A 21,013-nucleotide genomic window follows, 5' to 3' on the forward strand; every position below is an offset into this window, starting at 1 on the left:
TTTGTGAATAACGATACATTTGGAATGATATTATGAAAAGATATTTAAGAGCATCCATTTGTTTAACAGATACTGAACAAAATGTTCTTTTTGTGTGCGAAAATGATGATGACTACTGGATCTTACCTGGTGGCGGAGTGGAAGATGGTGAGTCATATATTGAAGCTGCATCCAGGGAGTTAAAAGAAGAGCTTGGGCTTGATATGAAAACAGAACAGCTTGAATTTCATCAGGTAATAGAAAATTTTTATGAAAATAAAGGTGTCCCTATTCATGAAATAAACTTCATATTTAAAACTAATGTTGAAAAAGATATTTCATTTTATTTAGAGCACGGAATAAGAAGAAAATTAATTTGGATACCAATAACAGAACTTCATACGTTGAAAATAATGCCAAATATAGTTATTGACGCAATATTGGGAAAAACAACTACATTGTGTCTTTTAACTAACAATTGCTAAAGGAATACGAAATGATTTTATATTACGGCCTGACATTTCTAATAAACAGAATTAAAAAAATCAAGCCTGTCATTTGTATCGTCCCAACGACAATAGTATTTATTTCAACTTTCTAAATTATAAGAATAAATCATAGACTTCACTCTTTGTAAAAAATCACTGCTATACTTTTCTCGAATGTAGTTTAAGGCTATCGCCTTACTCAGTCTCTTAATCAAAAAATATGATTAAGAGACTGTACTGAGCGAAAGTTTATGGCAGATTTTATTAACAGATAAGTAGCTGATGTGCTAATAATATTAATTAACTATTTCTCTGAATATGATTTTACAGCAGATTTCAACGCCTCAATATCTGAAGAACAGAGATATGCTTTTAAAGCATTAAATTTCTCTTCTGACCAATCATATATTTTTAACCCAAGCAGCTCATTTATAATATGTGGTTCAAATCGATATTTAACTAATTTTGCAGGCGTTCCAGCCACAATACTGTATGGCGCAATATCTTTAGTGACGACGCTATTAGCAGCGATTATAGCACCTTCACCAATGGTGACACCTGGCATAATCATTGAACGCATGCCAAGCCACACACCATCATGAATATGTGTGTCACCTTTGCCTACATAGGCCTCTTCAATGAATTCCATAAATGGATATAAACAGAACCAATCTGCTCTGTGTGTATTGTTTCCACCCATAAGAATGATAGTTTCAGCGGCTATGCAAACATAATCGCCAATATACAATTTATCAATTGGCCACTTAGACTCCCATTGAAGACTGACCTTATCGCCATATAAATAGCGAACGACAGATTCTTCAAAACCACCACTCCAGCAATCACTATAGTAGCTATGGGTTCCTTTGATGAGGATATTTTGATTGGTGACAACTTCATGTAAAAATTGAGTTTTTGACCAATGTTTTTCTTTCATGGTAAACAGTCTCTATTGATTATTTCCTTAACCATCTTTACCTCCAAGTCGTGAACGATTAATTTTGTATTTTTGCATTGAAGTTAGCCTAAGGCACAGTAAAATAGAGAATAAACCGACTACACACTGAATGATAATGCTAATACTGAAAGCCTACAAGTTCAGACTAGAGCCAACTGAAGAACAGTCGCCGCGTTCGCGGCAGTTATGCGGGTATGCTCGTTTTGTCTGGGATCACGGACTTGAGGTAACAAAACACATTCTGGATTCTGGCGGAAAACTTCCCTCCGCGTTTGAACTAAACCGCATGCTCACGGGGTGGAAAAAAACACCGGAATACGCCTTATTACAGGAAGCTTACACCGATAACCTTCAACAAAAACTTAAAGACTTACATGGGGCATGGCGGCGTTGCTTCGATAAAACACTGGCAGCGAAAGCGCCTGTATGGAAACGAAAAAATGACGGCAGGGATTCAATCCGGTTCGTCAATTTTGAAAAATATTATCTCCTTGAAAATCGCAGAGTTAGGCTGCCTTCCGGGCTCGGATGGATAAAGTTCCGGCAATCGCAGGAGGTGAACGGCAAAATCAAAAATGCCACGCTCAGCCAGTCAGTAGGTAAGTGGTATGTGTCGTTTCAAGTCGAGATAGAAGCCTCTGAGCCCCACCACGAATCAACAACAATGGTGGGTCTGGATGCGGGGATATCGAAACTGGCGACGCTCTCAGACGGGACGATATACGAACCGGTCAACAGTTTTAAAACCCGCCAGCGCAAGCTGGCGAAGCGCCAGAGACAGTTAAGCCGCAAAGTGAAGTTCAGCGCCAACTGGCAGAAACAGAAGCGAAAAATTCAGCGTCTGCACGCGCATATTGCCAATATTCGCCGCGACTACCTTCATAAGACCACCACGAAAATAAGCAAAAACCACGCGATGATCGTGATTGAAAATTTGAAGGTCAGTAACCTGTCGAAGTCAGCGAAAGGCACGGCAGAACAGCCCGGAAGGAACGTTCGGGCTAAAACAGGCTTAAATCGCGCGATACTGGAGCAGGGCTGGTATGAAATGCGCCGTCAGCTAGAATATAAGCAGCTCTGGCGCGGCGGTCAGGTACTGGCAGTCCCGCCGGCATACACCAGCCAGCGGTGCGCATGTTGCGGTCATACAGCAAAAGAAAACCGCTTGTCGCAGAGTAAATTTGTGTGCCAGGTATGTGGATATACCGCGAACGCAGATGTAAACGGCGCTCGTAACATGTTAGCGGCAGGGCATGCCGTGCTTGCCTGTGGAGGAACGGAGCAGTCAGGCCGCCCGTTGAAGCAGGAACCAGACGCAGAACGATCAGCCGTCGCCCACTAACAACGGGAATCCCCCTCTTGAGTCACGAAGTGCGAAAGTGGGGGAGGATGTCAAAGAATGCTTTCTATGGTGATGTATCCGCATTCAAAAATATATCACTTCTAACTGATTCGAGGTTGATTTAATAATGGGATTTTTTTCATATTAGACAATATGTTAGTAATTAATTTAGAGCGATTATCATTCGCAAATTCTTTTAATCTTGTTCACATCAATAGATATATTTTCAATGCGAACTATTTGTGTGAATTTTTAGAAAACAGGAAAACTGGAGCGGGCGAAGGGAATCGAACCCTCGTATAGAGCTTGGGAAGCTCTCGTTCTGCCATTGAACTACGCCCGCATTTGGATGTAATACATTCTATTATAGCGACTCCATAGAGACCAGCAAGCAGTTATCTGTTTAAATTGCCTATATTTCAGGCAGTTGAAAATAAAAACTCCCTTGGCGGTTATGCCATAGGGAGTTGCAATTTGAAGCTGAATTCTGGCTGTTATTTCTGTGGCCGCATTGCCGGGAACAGAATAACGTCACGAATGGTATGGCTGTCAGTAAACAGCATTATCATACGGTCAATACCAATACCCAAACCTGCGGTTGGTGGCATGCCGTGTTCCAGAGCCGTGACATAATCTTCATCATAGAACATGGCTTCATCATCACCTTCGTCTTTCTGACGAACCTGTTCAGCAAAACGTTCTGCTTGATCTTCAGCGTCGTTCAATTCTGAGAAGCCGTTGCCAATTTCACGTCCGCCAATAAAGAATTCAAAACGGTCGGTGATAAACGGGTTTTCATCATTACGGCGAGCCAGCGGAGAAATTTCTGCCGGATATTCAGTGATGAATGTCGGTTGAATCAGGTGGCTTTCAGCAGTTTCTTCGAAGATTTCACACTGAACGCGACCAAGGCCCCAACCTTTTTCCACTTCAATACCAAGTGATTCAGCGATAGCCACCGCTTTATCCATATCATTCAGATCAGCCATATTGGTTTCAGGACGATATTTGCAAATAGCTTCTTTCATACTCATTTTGGCAAATGGTTTACCGAAATCAAATTCCTGCTCACCATATTTAACCAACGTATTGCCCAAAATATTTTGAGCCAAAGTACGGAACAGCTCTTCGATCAAAACAATCAGATCTTGGTAATCCGCGTAAGCCATATAGAGTTCCATCATGGTGAACTCAGGGTTATGACGCGGAGAGACGCCTTCGTTACGGAAGTTACGGTTAATTTCAAACACACGTTCAAAACCACCGACAACCAGACGTTTCAGGTAAAGTTCCGGCGCAATACGCAGATACATGTCAATATCCAGCGCATTGTGGTGAGTGATAAACGGACGGGCCGACGCACCACCCGGGATCACCTGCATCATTGGTGTTTCCACTTCCATAAAGCGTTTACTGACCATAAAGTTACGCAATTCAGATAAAACCTGAGAGCGAATCTGGAAGGTCTTGCGTGATTCTTCGTTAGCGATCAGATCCAAGTAGCGCTGGCGGTAACGGGTTTCCTGATCAGCCAGTCCGTGGAATTTATCCGGCAATGGGCGCAGTGCTTTTGTCAGCAGACGCAGTTCAGTACAGTGAATGGAAAGTTCACCAGTTTTGGTTTTAAATAGTTTGCCGCGAGCGCCCAGAATGTCTCCCAGGTCCCATTTTTTAAACTGTTCGTTATAAATACCTTCAGGCAGATCGTCACGGGCAACGTATAACTGAATACGACCGCCCATATCTTGTAGCGTTACGAAAGAAGCCTTCCCCATGATGCGACGGGTCATCATACGACCACCAACCGTCACTTCAATATTCAGTGCTTCCAGCTCTTCCTGAGTTTTGTCGTCGTATTGCGCGTGCAAATCTCCTGAAATGTTTTCACGACGAAAATCACTCGGGAAAGCAACACCCTTTTCCCGTAAAGCCGCCAGTTTTTCGCGACGGGTTTGCAGTTCATTATTTAAATCGGGAGCCTGTTCTGCGCCCTGTTGTTGTTGTGACATATTAGTTCCTCATAAGCCAGCTTTAAGGCTTGCTTCAATGAATTTGTCCAGATCGCCATCCAACACAGATTGTGTATTGCGGGTTTCAACGCCTGTGCGCAAGTCTTTGATCCGTGAGTCATCCAGAACATAAGAGCGGATTTGGCTGCCCCAGCCGATATCCGATTTATTCTCTTCCATAACCTGTTTATCAGCATTTTTCTTCTGCATTTCCAGCTCATACAACTTCGCTTTCAACTGCTTCATGGCCTGGTCTTTGTTTTTATGCTGAGAACGATCATTCTGACACTGAGTCACAATGTTGGTTGGAATATGGGTAATACGCACCGCAGATTCGGTTTTGTTAACGTGCTGACCACCCGCACCTGATGCGCGATACACGTCGATACGTAAGTCTGCCGGGTTGATTTCAATATCAATATCATCATCCACTTCGGGATAGATGAATGCAGAACTGAATGAAGTGTGGCGACGACCACCGGAATCAAATGGGCTTTTACGTACTAAGCGGTGAACACCGGTTTCAGTACGCAACCAACCATAAGCATAATCACCTATGATCTTGATGGTCGCTGATTTGAGGCCGGCAACTTCACCATCGGATTCTTCGATGATCTCAGTTTTAAAACCTTTAGATTCAGCCCAGCGCAGGTACATACGCATCAGCATACTTGCCCAGTCCTGCGCTTCGGTGCCACCAGAGCCTGCCTGTAAATCAAGGTAGCAGTTAGCACTGTCATACTCACCAGAGAACATACGGCGGAATTCTAACTGACCAAGTTTGCCTTCAAGCTGTTCCAGTTCTGCTATGGTTTCATTAAGCGTCTCTTCATCGTCAGCTTCTACCGCCAATTCCAACAAGCCTTGTACATCTTCCAGCCCCTGTTCAAGCTGATCGATAGTCTCAACAATCTCTTCCAGTGAGGAGCGTTCCTTACCTAAAGCCTGTGCCCGTTCCGGTTCATTCCAGACATCAGGCTGTTCCAGTTCGGCGTTAACTTCTTCTAAGCGTTCTTTCTTGGCATCATAGTCAAAGATACCCCCTCAGAACCGTTGTCCGTTCAGACAGGTCCTGAATATGGTTTTTTACCGGATTAATTTCAAACATATTTTAGTGTCTTACGTTGTGTAGTCGTAGATAAATGGGATATTTTTCGAACCGCGCATTGTAACGGATTTGGCAAAGGGTTTATAGCACTTCAATAGATTTGTCACCATGCTTTTCGCGGGAAGCCCCTTCCTTTCAGGTAGGCGAGGATGTCAAGTACTCTCATTTGAATACGTGACTATTTTTTAATAAGGCCAAAGATATTGGATCAAAAGTTGCACATTACGGTTGCCCCGGAACTCATTAATGTCCAGTTTATAGGCGAGTTCCACTTCACGGACGCTGTTATCCGGCCAGCGGGCAAGATCGATATTGAATGCGATACCATCCAGCATCGGCCCACCATTTAATGGTTCTATCATCACTTTTAAATGACGCTCTCCCACAATGCGTTGTTGCAGCAACCTGAATTTACCGTCAAAAACAGGCTCCGGGAAAGTTTGCCCCCAAGGGCCGCCATCACGCAGCATTTCAGCAACTTCCAATGACAGTTCATTAATAGCCAACTCGCCATCACTCCAGATAACACCTTCAAGTTGCGAAATATCCAGCCAGTCCGACATTAACGTGGAAAAATGATGCTGGAATTGTTCAAATTTATCCTGTTCAAGTGACAATCCGGCAGCCATTGCATGACCACCAAATTTAAGTATCAGCCCCGGATTTAAAGTATCAAGTCGTTCAAGGGCATCACGCATATGTAGCCCCTGAACCGAACGGCCAGAACCTTTTAAAATACCATCACCCGCCGGTGCAAAAGCGATAACAGGCCGGTGAAAACGCTCTTTAATTCGGGAAGCCAAAATTCCCACCACCCCTTGATGCCATTCTGGATGATAGAGCGCCAGACCATAAGGCAATTCAGTGCGGGTACGTTCAAGTTTGTCGCAGATTTGCAGCGCTTCCTGCTGCATTCCCTGTTCTATTTCACGACGAGTATGATTAAGGCTGTCCAGTTCGCAAGCTATCTGACGAGCCTTTGCCATATCGTCAGTGAGCAATAAAGCAACGCCAATGGACATGTCATCCAAACGACCGGCGGCATTCAGCCTTGGTCCAAGAAAGAAGCCCAAATCGCTGGCAGCCAGCTTATAAGCATCACGTTTAGAAACTTCCAATAATGCGCGGATCCCGGCACAGCAGCGCCCTGCGCGGATGCGGTTTAATCCCTGATAAACCAGAATCCGGTTATTGGTATCCAAAGGGACAACATCAGCAACAGTGCCCAACGCAACCAGATCCAGCATTTCTGCCAGATTTGGCAGTGCAATTCCCTGTTTTTCAAACCATTGTTCTTTTCTCAGCGCAGCCCTTAGCGCAGACATCAGATAAAATGTGACGCCAACCCCTGCCAATGATTTAGATGGGAATAAACAATCGGACAGATTGGGGTTAATAATGGCATCAGCGGCGGGTAGAATTTCTCCCGGCAAGTGATGGTCAGTCACAATCACTTTCATATGATGCTGATGTGCAACTACAACGCCTTCATGGGAAGAGATACCGTTATCCACAGTAATAATCAGGTCAGCGCCTTTTTTGACAACCTCTTCTACCACCTGTGGGCTTAAACCGTAACCATCTTCAAAACGATTTGGCACCAGATAATCAAGATTACGGTAGCCCATCGCCCGTAGCGAGCGGATCGCCAGTGCAGTACTGGTTGCACCGTCAGCGTCAAAGTCACCGACAATAACGATACGCCAGTGTTCATAAAGTGCGGTCAACAATAGCGTTACCGCCGGTTCCACACCACTTAAATGCTGGTAATTCAGTAATCCCTGAACACTGCGTTCCAATTCATTAGCTTGCTGGATGCCACGAATAGCATATAAACGGCGCAATAATGGATGAATCTGTTGAGGAAGATGACTATCATCCACCGCCGGGCGGCGGCGGAGTTGTGTTTCAATATTCACTAAACTTATTTACCACGCTGATCTAATGCATTTGCCAGCGCTTCCGGCGGCATATATCCACCTAACAAGCTGCCATCTTTAAGAATAATTGCCGGTGTTCCCTGTACACCAAACTGGACTCCCAATTTATAATGGTTAGCGATATCCACTTTACAATCCTTGATTGGCGAAACGCCCTCATTTTTGAACGCAGCATCCAGTGATTTTTGTGGTGTTGCACTGCACCAGATAGATTGCATATCTTTAGCGGACTGATGCTGCATCCCCTGACGCGGGAATGCCAAATAGCGAATAGTAATGCCAAGTTTATTGTACTCTTTCATCTCTTCATGCAATTTATGGCAGTAACCACATGTAATATCAGTGAAAACAGTAACAACATGCTTCTCTTTCGGCGCTTTGTAAACAATCATTTGGTCTTTCATTGCTTCCAGCTTTTTCATCAATAATTGATTACTGACATTTACCGGAGTACTGCCACTGACATCGTAAATTGGCCCTTGCAATAAATACTTGCCGTCATCAGACAGATAAATGATACCTTGCTCGGTCACTATCGTATTCAAGCCAACAATCGGTGATGGCTGGATATTTTCTGCCTTGATCCCCAGCTTTTGCATCGTTCCATGAACCGCGCCATTATCAGCAAGCGCATTTCCGCTAAATAAGGCCAGCAAAAGAGGAAAACATAACACGCTTTTTTTCATTTTCAGTTCCTTTAAATCCATGCTCACCCACGCGGATGATGTTGTTGATGTAACAATCTAAGCCGCTCAGTTGCGACATGAGTATATATTTGTGTTGTGGATAGATCGCTATGCCCCAGCAACATCTGCACAACCCGTAAATCAGCACCATGATTAAGCAAATGCGTTGCAAATGCATGGCGCAAAACATGAGGAGATAACCGTTCAGTATCAATACCAGCCAATACGGCATAATGTTTAATGCGATGCCAGAAAGTCTGTCGGGTCATTTGCCGCCCCCGGTTGCTGGGAAAAAGCACATCCAGCGTGGCACCATTCAGCAACCCGGCTCTCCCATACTCCAGGTAATTCTCCAGCCAGTAAACGGCCTCTTCTCCTAAAGGTACCAATCGTTCTTTATTCCCTTTACCAATGACTCTCACCACGCCTTGGCGCAAACTGACATCAGACAGTGTTAACCCCACCAGCTCAGATACCCGCAAGCCACAGGCATAAAGCACTTCAAGCATCGCCTTATCCCTTAGTTCTACAGGCTGATCTGTGCAAGGTGCATTAAGCAAATCTTCTACTTGCTTTTCACTTAAATCTTTCGGCAACCGCTTTGGTAATTTCGGTGCAGATAAAAGCGCTGTCGGATCATCTTCCCGCATTTTTTCCCGGTAAAAATAGAGAAATAACTGACGCATGGCGCTCAATAAACGCGCCGAGCTACTGGCTTTATACCCTCCATCCACCCGTTCTGCCAGAAAAGACTGCAAATCAATCGCCTGGACAGATAATAAATCATGACCATGATGTATCAACCAATTATCCAGCGCCTGTAAATCTAACCGGTAAGAAACAAGAGTATTTTCCGCAAGATCATGCTCCAGCCAAATAGCATCAAGAAATTGTTCTATCAGTGGATTTGTCAACTGAGTTTGTTGTTTTGACACGAAACTCTTTTCCTTAAATCTGCATATCTCTGCTGGCTATTATGCCTGAAAAAGCAATTATTCTGTTACAATGCCACTCCAGATATTCAAAAACTATAATGATTAATGATGAAGATTGGTCTTTTTTACGGCTCCAGCACTTGCTACACCGAAATGGTAGCAGAGAAAATCCGCGATATCCTCGGCGAAGATTTGGTTGATCTCCACGATATTAAAGAGACAACCCCTGAATTAATGGAAGAGTATTCGGTACTGATTCTTGGTATCCCAACATGGGATTTTGGCGAATTGCAGGAAGATTGGCTGGTTATCTGGGATCAACTTCCTTCCCTTAATTTACAGGGAAAAATCGTTGCCATGTACGGTATGGGTGATCAAATTGATTACGGTGAATGGTTCCTTGATGCTCTCGGTATGCTATATCACCATTTACTCCCTTCTGGTGTGCATTTCATTGGCTTCTGGCCGACAGAAGGTTATGAATTTACCAGCCCGAAGCCATTAACTGATAATGGTTCACAATTTGTCGGGCTGGCTTTGGATGACGTAAACCAATTTGAGCAAACTGATGATCGTTTATCACAATGGTGTATGCAAATCCTGCAAGAAATGGAACCTTTACTTTAATCAGGGCAATTTCAGCTCAATCAGGTATCAGGATATTGCAATAACAGTTGGTTGATATTCCTCCACTCATCCTGTGGCATACTATCAGATGCTATCCATAAACGGATTTTTTTCCGGTTATAAAAAGATTGCGCTGTGATCAGCACACCATAGCGGCACATCCACGGCTGGCGGATAATTTGCCACTCATGTTTTTTCCATTGCAACTTATTGTTATTGAGTAGAACCAAAGGCCCTTGTAATTTACGGATATTTTTCTGACTACGCCCCCAACTGGCAATAACCAACAGTACCAAAGGAAGCCAGAAAATAGAGTCATCCGCCGGCCACGGAGCCAACAATACGATAAACGCTATCGCACCATGAACGCAGGTGGAAATAAGCTGGGTATTCCAGGATACCCTGAGATCACATTTCCACAGGACCACGAGCTTTATTTCTATTCTGAATAAGTTTAATCATGCGGAATAGCGCCTCATCTTCCGGACGTCCATGATTCATCAACCAGTTGAACAGATCAGGATCAGCACATTCAAGTAAGCGAATAAAAAGTTGTTTATCATCATCACTCAGTGAGTCATATTCATGCTTAAAAAACGGCATAATTGAAATATCCAACTCACGCATTCCACGCCGACATGCCCAATGTATACGTGCTTTATTATTAATATCCATGTTCAAAAAATCCCCTTTTTAATTCTCATTGTTTATCTTAAAACCATCAGCCATTAAATCGCCCGGCAAACTCATGCATCATGCCAGCTAATAACAATAATAACTACTTGCATTGTGCTTCAGCTCTTTTACCATTATGCATCATTGGCTCAAATATCTGACTGGCAGGATGTGTCATGGCTTATAAAACTCCGTTTTCTTCACAATCTCCATTGTCTTCATCAACCCTTCCCCTGACTTTAATCTCTCTGGATGACTGGGGTCTGGTAACAGCAACCGGACCGGATGCAGAAAAATATTTGCAAGGTCAGGTGACAGCAGATATTGCTGTTCTTGCAGAGAATCAACATGTTCTCAGTGCGCATTGTGATGCAAAAGGCAAAATGTGGAGCAATCTGCGTCTCTTTCATCGTGGTGAAAGCCTTGCTTATATTGAACGCCGCAGTGTGCTGGAAAACCAGCTTAAGGAGCTGAAAAAATATGCAGTATTCTCTAAACTTATGCTAGTTCAGGATGAAAATACGGTACTGCTAGGTGTCGCAGGTAAAGGCTGCCGTGAAGCACTAAGCAATATCTTCCCTGTACTGCCGGATGCAGATAATGCTGTCGTTCAACATGAAGCCACTACTTTGCTCCATTTTGCCTTGCCGTCTGAGCGGTTCCTTCTGGTTACAGACACTGTCACTGTTGAACAGCTAACAGAAAAACTTCAAGCTCAACTTAATAACAGCGAACAGTGGTTGGCTCTGGATATTGAAGCAGGTTTCCCGGTTATTGATGCTGTAAACAGCGCGCAGTTTATTCCACAGGCAACTAACCTCCAGGCATTAGCCGGCGGTATCTGTTTTAAAAAAGGTTGTTATACCGGCCAGGAAATGGTGGCTCGTGCTAAATATCGCGGCGCAAATAAACGCGCAATGTACTGGCTGGCGGGTAGTGCTTCCAAAATGCCTGCTGCCGGTGATGATCTGGAATGGCAATTGGGAGATAAATGGCGGAGAACGGGTACCGTTTTAGCTGCCGTTAAATTGAATGACAATAGTATTTGGGTACAGGTTGTCATGAATAATGATATGGAAAGTCATAGCGTGTTCCGGATCCGTAACGATGAAGAACATTCACTGACCATTCAGCCTCTGCCTTATTCCCTTGTTGAAGAAAAATAATTTATGAGGTTTGTATGTCGTTAGCAGTATCCGTCGTTGATTTTGGCCCTTTTACGGATGTAATCGGTTTTTTGATGGAGCTGGATAAACTGAAAAAAGTTCAGCGGCGCACTAAGTTATTGGATAACCATCGTCAGGAAAATTCAGCAGAGCATAGCTGGCATTTTGCTATCGCTGCGATGAGTTTTGCGCCGTATGTAAAAGAAGTCGATATTCAGCGGGTTATTCAGATGGCATTAATTCACGATATCGTTGAAATCGATGCCGGTGATGTGATGGTTTATGATTTAGCTGCCCGTGAAGCCATTCATGATCAGGAAGTGAAAGCCGCTAACCGTCTTTTTGGCTTACTGCCTGAAACTCAAAAAAATCACTTTATGTCACTTTGGCAGGAATACGAAGCAGGGGAAAGCCAGGATGCCCGTTTTGCTATTACGCTAGATAGATTAATGCCGATTCTGATGAATCTGCATAATAAGGGACAAAGCTGGGTGGAAAACGGTATTCGTCTTGAGCAGGTAATGAGTCGCAATCAATTTATTGCCGATGTCTATCCCGAATTCTGGCAATATTTGCTGCCACAATTAGAATCTGCTCAAAAGAAAGGCTGGTTGAAGTAACTTTTCCCAACTATTTCATGCTACAAATTCAGTGCGCCATATAAAGAATATGGCGCACGCAATGAGACTTATCTCATTCCTGCAACACTCAGGATTCACTGTGGCTGGCCGTTGATAAATATCTGACCAGATAGACCTTCAGCTCCTGGTTCTCCATCAGAACCATCTTGACCAGATATTCCTTGTAGGCCATTGTTCTTGAATCCTCTATTACCTACTCCACCTTCTCCGCAGCTCCCACCTATTCCGCCACTACCGCCTTTCCCGCCATTACCCCCATCACCTCTATATGACAGAGCATTAATTATTGGCTGACCTTCAGAGAATTTAATATAGATGTTACCACTGTCTCCACCTTGACCCCCATTCCCCCCATCCCCGCCATTTCCGCCAGCTCCCCCGTTTCCTCCAGACCCAGGACCACACTTGCTTGTTGTGTTGCCAACATTCCCTCCATTTCCGCCATTCCCGCCATTCCCGCCATTTCCACCACGACCACCGCTACCACCACGACCACCCAGTGATAGCGTATTGACTAACCCTGTAACGGATTGAACCGTAACAGTTACGTCATTTGCATCCCCAGCTCGTCCGCCATTCCCCCCTGATGCTCCCGCAGAACCGCTGGTTGCATCTGTACCTGGTGTAGATTGAATTTTGCAGCTGTTTTTACCCTCTGTACCTGCATTACCATTGCTGCCATTAACCCCATTATTTCCTGGCGCGCCCTCTGAATTATTGATTCCATCAGTACCTCTATTGACAATACCCTGCTTTCTATCGGTTCCATGCCCGATAACACTGTTCGCTTCGATGCTACCGTTAGTGTGGTAAATAATTTGACCACCTTGTTCAAAGATTATCTGGTCATACACCAAAGCAACCGGCTCACCATAGCCATCGTTATCTTCGACAATCACTGGATTATCTGCGGTAATAGTAATACTTTCGCCACTGTATAGCGCAACCTTCATCGGGAAGCGTTTAGCATTAAGAATTTCTTCATAATCTTTGACCAAAGCAGAATCACTATAGATATAGGCCCTAAAAGCTTTGCACAAATCAATATGATTACCCGTGACATTTGCCAGTCGTTCAGCAGAAAACGGTTCAGGCAATGGATGGTGGGGTTCCATTCTGCCAGGGCCATACTCACTGTCAGGTATACCTCCGAGTTCCTTCAGCTCTTGTATGGTTTGTACCGTAAAAAATGCAGGGGGCACAGTCGCCGTCTTCGGATCATTAGAAAATACTACCTTGCCGTCAAAATCCGAGGTCTTCAGTTGCTTTGGCTGCCGTTCTACACCAACCAAATGATGATACTGATGTAATACTGCTAAAGTTTCTGCAACAGTTCTTATTTTATCCACGGGAATTCTCCTAAGTTTGAATATAAGTTTGTACGTTTAAGATAACGATGGGTGATCAGCGTAAAAGAAAACGCTGATCATACCTCAGACACTTTAATTTCTGTCTTAAACCAAGCTCAGGTTAAATATATTCTCAACCCGCCATTGACTTAATTTGCAGTCGATACGTAATCAACGAGGCAAGTTCTGACAGCGGCTTATCGCTTAACAACAACTCCAGCGGGATATCCAAACGCAATTGCTTGTTGATCTTTTGTACCACCATTAAACCATTCAAAGAGTCAATACCGTTGTCGGCCAGCGGTAGATCGGGATGGAAAACTTCGGCTTGCACTCCGATAACCTCACCACAGAAAGCCTGTAGCAGACTGACGACATCATCCGGATTATTTACCTCAAGCTCTGTGTCTGCGGGTAAAACCTGAACCAAACTTTCTTGCTGAATATCACGCAATAGTGCCAGATGGCGCATCGGCCCAGAGAGTAAACTCGACCAATCAGTCAAGAACGGCACCAGTTGTGGCTCAATGCGGGCAAACAAGCGATCTAGCGTGGCTAATCCCTCTTCTGGACTGAATGGCTGTAATCCGCTGTTTTCCAGCACCAGGAGCGTACGGCTATCCCGTAGAGCAATCCCCGCTTTCCACGGACCCCAGTTAAGGCTTAACGCAGGTAAACCTTGCTGACGCCGCAGATAGGCCAAGCTATCCAGCATGGCGTTAGCCGCTGCATAAGATGCCATACCAGGCAAAGCCAATAATGCACCCAACGAGGAAAACATAACGAAATGCTCTAAAGGTGCATCAGTCAATACCTGATGTAATGTCCAGGCGGCTGATGCTTTAGCTGCAAATACCCTATCGAATGCTTGGGTACTCAGTTCACGATACCCCTGATCTTCAACATGTGCGGCACAATGGATCACGCCACGCATCGGCTGGCTAGTCTGTTGCCGATACTGGCCAAGACAAATTTTAGTCATTTCCATATCACCGAGATCAATCGGCAGATAATCAGCCTCGACCCCTTGTTGGTGCAGCGTTTCCAGTAACATTCGCTCATTTGTTTCAAGCGTATAACGACGCCCAACCAACAGTAGATGACGAGCGCCATGTTGCACCATCCAGGGAATCAACTGACGGCCCATATCACCAAAGGCGCCAGTCAGCAGATAGCAACCATCCGGACGAAAACGCACTGGCGGCAACACGGGTATTTCCGGCAATGGCACAAGGCGCAGCACATAACGCTGATGATGGCGCAGAGCCAATTGATCTTCGCCATCATCTGTCAATAGCACATCCCACCACCGGATTGGTGCCGTGGTACTGTCGATATCCAATAACCCTCCCCACAGTGCAGGCGCTTCTTGTTGACCAATAACCCGCATCATTCCCCATAATGCCGCAGCAAATGGATCAGGCAGATCCTGTTCTGTTATTTGATGAGCACATTGAGTAATGATCCACAAACGTGGTTTCACTGATCGCTCTGCCAGTGCCGTACACAAATGGATCAAAGAATGATAAGCCATTCGTGGAGCCTGTAATGACCAAAGGATCAATATCCTTTCAGTTTCAGCGGGAAGAGTATTAACCAGCGCCTGAGTTTTCTGATAACTGTCAGGCAAGTCAGAGTGTAATGAGGCATACCCACCGCGTCGTTGCAATTCACCAGCTAATTCTTCCGCCAGCGCAGTTTCACCCCCCAGAATAGCCCATTGTGCTAAAGGCTCGGTTGATGGTTGAGAGGGGACTTTGCGCCACAGCGGTTGACCTGCCACCAGATTGTGAAGCCTGGGCTGTAAGCTACTTTTTTTGTTGCTGACAAGCTGAACACAAAATCCACTAACCTGGCAAATCAGTCTGCCGCTGTCAGTGTACACATCGATATCACCAAGCCACTGTTGTTGTGTTTGCTTAGTGATCCGAGCATGTGCACGAACCCGGCCCGACAATTTGCCATTAATGCGCAGATGCTGAATACTCACCGGGATACGGAAATCGCCGGCAGAGATCGGAGCCTTAATATCAGCAGACTGAATCACCAGCAGCGACTGGAAAATACCATCCAAAGCCGCAGGATGGAAACCCATTCCCTCTGGTGCAGATGGCAACTCAATCTCACAGATTGTCTCTCCTTCACCGATAAGTGCATGGCACAGAGGACGGAACACCCCACTGTAGCTGAAATGCAGATGCTGGAATGCCTGATATAATACCGCCTGGTTCTGCATGTCAGGATAACGGTCATTTGCAATCAACTGAGGAGGGGTACAGGCGGTGCCGCCTGGAACAACGATATTCACCTGTGCACTGGCGGCAAGTTGGTATTGTGCACCCTTGTCCAGATGACGGGTAATATATACCTGTACTTCCATCCGTTGACGATCCAACTGGGTTTTTAGCCTGAATTCCATGCCTGATTCCAGCAGTAAAGCCGACTGCAATACAACATTATCAAGAGCCAATCCAACATCAGGAAAACAGAGACGAGCCGCCGCCAGCATAACTTCGATATAACCCGCAGCCGGAAACATCGCATTCCCCATGACGACATGATCGAGTAACCAAGGCACTTGTTCCACAGCCAGTTCAGCCAACCAACTCTCGTTACCCGGCTGGGCTTCGCCTAATAGCACACCACTCAATGTACGCAACCGACGGCGACGGCTGATCTCTGGCTCATGCCAATAAGATTGCTGATGCCAAGGGTAGGTTGGCAGATCGATTGGACGAGCTGTTGGCATAAGAGCCCGCCAGTCAGGCTCAACACCGGCTTCAAATAATTGGCCCAGTAGCTGTGGCCAGCTCTGCCCCGAGCGACAGGCAAACACTTGTCCGCGATAAGGTTTACTCCAATCCTGCAATCCACCACTCAGCAGGGATTGAGGTGAAATTTCAAGAAAATGGTGGAAACCCGCTTTGAGCATATTTTCTACAGCATCGTCAAAACGGAATGGGCTGACCACATTGTCAGCCCAATGCTCAGGGCTCAACTTATCATTAATCAACTCACCGGTGACGGATGAAAACACCGGCAACAAGGGTTTTGCCGCAGGAACCGTTGCCGCATCCGCAGCCAACCCTGCCCTGATTGACTCCAAATAGGGGGAATGAGAAGCAATTCTATAATTGAGCCGACTACTAGCGATCCTCTGATGTTTTAAGCGTTCAGAAATAGCGGCTAATTCGCTTACAGGCCCAGACAACAAGCAACGATCGGGGCTATTACGTCCAGCTATCATCACCGTCGGTTTAGCATCCGGGGCAGACAAATGAGGAAGTATCTGCTCCACCGTAGCAGCTACGATCAATAATCCCCCACCTTTATTCAGCACACGTTGCAGATAATGGTAACGCTGGTGTAAAAGTGTCAGCGCCTGCGTCAGATCATAAATTCCCGCCAGATAACAAGCCGCCGTTTCACCGGAACTATGACCAAGTAATGCCGCTGGCCTAAACCCCCATTTCTGCAACTGCGCTGCCATTGATACCTGGACTGCAAACTGCATTGGCGGCTCTATCAACTCATCGGCAGAGATCAATGCAGCATATAAGGAAGGGGCAGAAAACCCCGTCCAAATTGCTTCACAACGCTTAAACTGCTCAGTAAACTCAGGAAATTGCTGGAACCAGGCTACAGAATCTTTCCAAACTTCACTGCCAATGCCAGCAAATATCCAAGCCAAACGATCCACTTTTTTACTGTTACGCTGCGACGGTACATTCAGATTAGTTAATTGTTGTTGCAATTGTTTTCGGTTACTGAATGCAACCCCCTTACGCAACGGAAAGCAGTGACGAGTCGTCGCTAAGCTATAACACAGATCATCAAGGGCAATATCTGGCTTTTGTTGCAGTAAATCGGCAATGTTTTGTGCCTGCTGCTTCAGGGAAAATTCAGACTGGGCAGACAATGGCAACATGAAAGCCTGCTCTTCCCTCGCCTGAAGTTGTCCGGAAGGCGCTGTATTATTGCTCAATACTACATGGACATTCGTCCCGCCAAAACCAAAGGAATTCACCCCTGCAATAACCCTGCCTTCAGGCAACGGCGTTAACTGCCGGGGGACTTGTAAGCCTAATTCGGCAAAATGGATATAGGGATTAGGTGGATCTGCATGTAGATTGGCCGGCACTTGTCCCCGTTGTAAACACAATACTGCTTTAATCAATCCAGCAATACCCGCGGCGGCTTCCGTATGACCAATCACGGATTTACAGGCGCCGATCAGCAATGGGCGATCTGTCGGTTCTGGACGGCATACCCGCCCCAGAGCTTCTGCTTCTATCGGATCACCTACCGCCGTTCCAGTACCATGAGCCTCAATATAATCAATCTTTTCTGGAGAAATCCCCGCCTGAATACAAGCTGCACGGATCACCTGTTGCTGTGCTGTACTGCTCGGTTGAGTGATGGTAGAAGTCCGGCCATCCTGATTTGCCGCTGAACCGTGGATCACGGCTAATATAGGATCACCATCCTGTAAAGCCACGCTCAAGGGTTTCAACAAAACAGCGCCAATCCCTTCACTACGCACATAACCATCAGCGTTAGCTGAAAAACTGTGGCAACGGTTGGTAAAAGATAAAAATCCGGTACGGCTTTCTACTACCGAAAAATCAGGCATCAGCATCAACTGGCTCCCACCCGCCAACGCCAGTTGTGATTCTCCACGACGCAAACTGTCGCAAGCCAGATGGACTGCCAACAAGGACGATGAACAGGCACTGTCGATGGTTAAGGACGGACCCTGAAAATCAAACGCATGGGAGATACGGTTTGACAGCATGGTTCCCATTGCACCCGTTGAAGTATAACCCGTTGCCTGGCGTAAATCGGTAAATTGCAAGTGCATATAATCATGAGTGAAAGCACCGATATACACACCAACCGCCTGACCTGCCAACGATTTTGGCGGTATCCTTGCACGTTCCAGTGTTTCCCATGTCACCTGCAACATCAAACGATGTTGTGGATCGATAAAAGGCGCTTCTGTATTACTGATATTAAACACTGCCGCATCAAAGCCGGCCACATCAGCGATAAATCCTCCCTCGCGTGCTACCATTCGTCCTGGCAAATTACGATCTCGAGAACTATAAGCTTGAGTTGACCAACGCTCAGGTGGCACTGGGGTAATGGCATCACTTGAACCGCACAACAGATGCCAAAATTCCTCTGGGGAGCTCACTTCCCCCGGAAAACGGCAACCCATGCCGATAATAGCAATCGGCATATTGTTACTTTTCATCATATTGATATCCATAGTGATATTTTTTACTCCGATGGATGATTTACCAGATTATTGTGTTTACCTATCAACACCAAGTTGTCGGATGGGGAATCCACTTCGGCGAATGAAGTGGTAATCCCGGTGTCATCAATGATTGATAACTGATACCCGTATTGAGTCATTAATAATGTAAGCCACTTGAACATAAGCAAAACGAAGGTCTGAACCCATTTCGCCTCATTTAGTCGTTCAGACCAGTCTGATTGCTACACCACCAGGAATTAGATTTCCGTTCATGACCATTGATATATATCTTGCCACAGATGCCGTCATCACCAAGTTCTCCGTTAACACCATCTACACCATAGTTTCCTTGTCGACCATTTTTACCATTGCGTCCTTGCTTATCTACACAATCTGCTAGTAGTCCACCAGGCTTTCCAGGAAACCCGCCCATTCTGCCAAACCCGCCTTTCCCGCCTTCCCCACCAAGACCACCAAATGACGCAACATCAAGTATTGGATTACCATCAGAGAAACTAATATATATGTTACCACTGTCCCCACCTTTACCCCCATTACCTCCATTACCTCCATTTCCTCCTTGCCCACCACTTCCTCCACACCCAGGAATACACCACTGATAATCCCCGGATGTTCTCACTGTCCCCCCATTACCTCCATGACCTCCACGGCCTCCCGCACCACCACGTCCACCGTTACCACCGTTACCACCTATTGCTGCTACCCGTACTAACCCAATAAGAGATTGAGCATTCATAGTCAGGTCATTTACATTTCCACCCGGTGAGCCATCCCCTCCTGATGCTCCGAGAGAACCACTGGTTCCATCAGTACCTGGTGTGCCGTCAAAGTAGCAGCCGTTTTTATGACCTACTCCCTCACTACCATCACTGCCATCAGCCCCATTATTTCCTGATGCTCCCTCAAGACCATCGACACCTTTATTGCCTTTATTGATAATGCTCTCCTTTCCATCGCTTCCATTCCCTATAACACTGTTTGCATTGATACTACTATTAGTGTGGCAAATAATCTGACCTCCCGGTTCAATGATTATCTGGTCATACACCAAGGCAACCGGCTCACCATAACCATCTTTATCTTCAACAATCAATGGATTATCTGCGGTAACAGTAATACTTTCGCCACTGTATAGTGCAACCTTCATCGGGAAGCGTTTAGCATTAAGAATTTCTTCATAATCTTTAACCAAAGCAGAATCACCATAGATATAGGCCCTAAAAGCTTTGCACAAATCAATATGATTACCCGTGACATTTGCCAGTCGTGCAGCAGAAAACGGTTCCGGTAACGGATGGTGGGGTTCCATTTTGCCAGGGCCATACTCACTGTCAGGCACACCGCCGAGCTTCTTCAGCTCTTGTATAGTTTGTACCGTAAAAAATGCAGGGGGCACAGTCGCTGTTTTCGGATCATTAGAAAAGATTACCTTGCCGTCAAAATCCAAGGTTTTCAGTTGCTTTGGCTGCCGTTCTATGCCAACCAGATGATGATACTGATGTAATATTGCTAAAGTTTCTGCAACAGTTCTTATTTTATCCACGGGAATTCTCCTGAGTCTAAGTTTATACATTTAAGATAACTTCATATATCAGTTGTCCATTTGGTCAAGTTCCAAAGTATCTACTGCTATCACTGCGATTGTGACACTAAATAACTCATAGCTAGAATCTTGCCCTTGGCTAATAACCAAATTAGCCATAGCGGAAGCATCGATTTTTTCTGGCAAAGAATTCTGATACTTCAACAGCAGGTATCCCAGAAAAATAATTCCTATGAGAATTAATTAGGTAATTATTTATTCACCTTACAGAAAGCGATTGGAT

General features: G+C 45.4%; 16 protein-coding genes and 1 tRNA gene. 5 read left to right on the forward strand and 12 right to left on the reverse strand.

The window, feature by feature from the left end:
- The first annotated feature begins 32 nt into the window (after nucleotides 1-32).
- The gene (locus VY86_RS22635) at nucleotides 33-464 is read left to right on the forward strand and encodes an NUDIX domain-containing protein (RefSeq protein WP_052760848.1); all 432 of its coding nucleotides are present in this window, start codon (nucleotides 33-35) and stop codon (nucleotides 462-464) included.
- A gap of 307 nt (nucleotides 465-771) precedes the next feature.
- On the opposite strand, the gene VY86_RS14160 is transcribed toward VY86_RS22635, so the two are convergent.
- On the reverse strand, nucleotides 772-1,404 hold the full coding sequence (locus tag VY86_RS14160) for a CatB-related O-acetyltransferase (protein WP_046975414.1): 633 nt from the start codon (nucleotides 1,402-1,404) through the stop codon (nucleotides 772-774).
- Nucleotides 1,405-1,540: 136 nt separating this feature from the next.
- On the opposite strand from VY86_RS14160, the gene VY86_RS14165 reads away from it, so the two are divergent.
- Nucleotides 1,541-2,767: an RNA-guided endonuclease InsQ/TnpB family protein gene (locus VY86_RS14165; RefSeq protein ID WP_046975415.1), complete on the forward strand. Its 1,227-nt coding sequence runs from the start codon at nucleotides 1,541-1,543 to the stop codon at nucleotides 2,765-2,767.
- Between the two features lie 269 nt (nucleotides 2,768-3,036).
- On the opposite strand, the gene VY86_RS14170 is transcribed toward VY86_RS14165, so the two are convergent.
- The 6 genes from VY86_RS14170 to xerD form a co-directional block, all read right to left on the reverse strand.
- A tRNA-Gly gene (locus tag VY86_RS14170) sits at nucleotides 3,037-3,110 on the reverse strand.
- A gap of 151 nt (nucleotides 3,111-3,261) precedes the next feature.
- On the reverse strand, nucleotides 3,262-4,776 hold the full coding sequence (gene lysS / locus VY86_RS14175) for a lysine--tRNA ligase (protein ID WP_046975416.1): 1,515 nt from the start codon (nucleotides 4,774-4,776) through the stop codon (nucleotides 3,262-3,264).
- Nucleotides 4,777-4,785: 9 nt separating this feature from the next.
- A protein-coding gene (gene prfB / locus VY86_RS14180) for a peptide chain release factor 2 (protein WP_158019967.1) occupies nucleotides 4,786-5,884 on the reverse strand; the annotation gives its coding sequence in 2 pieces (ribosomal slippage) (nucleotides 4,786-5,808 and nucleotides 5,810-5,884; 1,098 coding nt in all).
- A 185-nt stretch (nucleotides 5,885-6,069) separates the two neighbouring features.
- On the reverse strand, nucleotides 6,070-7,803 hold the full coding sequence (gene recJ, locus VY86_RS14185; protein ID WP_046975418.1) for a single-stranded-DNA-specific exonuclease RecJ: 1,734 nt from the start codon (nucleotides 7,801-7,803) through the stop codon (nucleotides 6,070-6,072).
- Between the two features lie 5 nt (nucleotides 7,804-7,808).
- Nucleotides 7,809-8,510, reverse strand: coding sequence for a bifunctional protein-disulfide isomerase/oxidoreductase DsbC (dsbC, locus tag VY86_RS14190; RefSeq protein ID WP_046975419.1), 702 nt, complete (start codon nucleotides 8,508-8,510; stop codon nucleotides 7,809-7,811).
- Nucleotides 8,511-8,533: 23 nt separating this feature from the next.
- Nucleotides 8,534-9,445, reverse strand: a complete 912-nt coding sequence (gene xerD / locus VY86_RS14195) for a site-specific tyrosine recombinase XerD (protein ID WP_021326193.1) — start codon at nucleotides 9,443-9,445, stop codon at nucleotides 8,534-8,536.
- Nucleotides 9,446-9,553: 108 nt separating this feature from the next.
- Here xerD and fldB point away from each other — a divergent pair, with 108 nt between their 5' ends.
- On the forward strand, nucleotides 9,554-10,072 hold the full coding sequence (fldB, locus tag VY86_RS14200; protein ID WP_021326192.1) for a flavodoxin FldB: 519 nt from the start codon (nucleotides 9,554-9,556) through the stop codon (nucleotides 10,070-10,072).
- Between the two features lie 20 nt (nucleotides 10,073-10,092).
- Here the strand turns inward: fldB and VY86_RS14205 are convergent, their stop codons facing one another.
- A complete protein-coding gene (locus VY86_RS14205; RefSeq protein WP_046975420.1) occupies nucleotides 10,093-10,500 on the reverse strand; it encodes a protein YgfX in 408 nt (135 codons plus the stop codon).
- Nucleotides 10,481-10,747, reverse strand: coding sequence for an FAD assembly factor SdhE (gene sdhE, locus VY86_RS14210; protein ID WP_046975421.1), 267 nt, complete (start codon nucleotides 10,745-10,747; stop codon nucleotides 10,481-10,483). The genes VY86_RS14205 and sdhE overlap by 20 nt, the downstream gene beginning before the upstream one ends.
- Before the next feature lie 176 nt (nucleotides 10,748-10,923).
- Between sdhE and ygfZ the strand changes: the two genes are divergently transcribed.
- Both ygfZ and VY86_RS14220 read left to right on the forward strand, forming a co-directional pair.
- Complete coding sequence (gene ygfZ / locus VY86_RS14215) at nucleotides 10,924-11,913, forward strand: tRNA-modifying protein YgfZ (protein ID WP_046975422.1); 990 nt, start codon at nucleotides 10,924-10,926, stop codon at nucleotides 11,911-11,913.
- 14 nt (nucleotides 11,914-11,927) lie between these two features.
- The gene (locus VY86_RS14220; RefSeq protein WP_046975423.1) at nucleotides 11,928-12,533 is read left to right on the forward strand and encodes an HD domain-containing protein; all 606 of its coding nucleotides are present in this window, start codon (nucleotides 11,928-11,930) and stop codon (nucleotides 12,531-12,533) included.
- Between the two features lie 95 nt (nucleotides 12,534-12,628).
- Here the strand turns inward: VY86_RS14220 and VY86_RS22640 are convergent, their stop codons facing one another.
- The 3 genes from VY86_RS22640 to VY86_RS14240 form a co-directional block, all read right to left on the reverse strand.
- Entirely contained in the window at nucleotides 12,629-13,903 is a 1,275-nt protein-coding gene (locus tag VY86_RS22640; protein ID WP_052760849.1) for a hypothetical protein, read from the reverse strand.
- A 133-nt stretch (nucleotides 13,904-14,036) separates the two neighbouring features.
- Nucleotides 14,037-19,163, reverse strand: a complete 5,127-nt coding sequence (locus tag VY86_RS14235) for a type I polyketide synthase (protein ID WP_162200376.1) — start codon at nucleotides 19,161-19,163, stop codon at nucleotides 14,037-14,039.
- 220 nt (nucleotides 19,164-19,383) lie between these two features.
- Nucleotides 19,384-20,730: a collagen-like protein gene (locus VY86_RS14240; protein WP_046975426.1), complete on the reverse strand. Its 1,347-nt coding sequence runs from the start codon at nucleotides 20,728-20,730 to the stop codon at nucleotides 19,384-19,386.
- Nucleotides 20,731-21,013: the final 283 nt, after the last annotated feature.

Origin of the sequence: Photorhabdus thracensis (assembly GCF_001010285.1) — a bacterium.
In the GTDB taxonomy this organism is placed as follows: Bacteria; Pseudomonadota; Gammaproteobacteria; order Enterobacterales; family Enterobacteriaceae; genus Photorhabdus; species Photorhabdus temperata.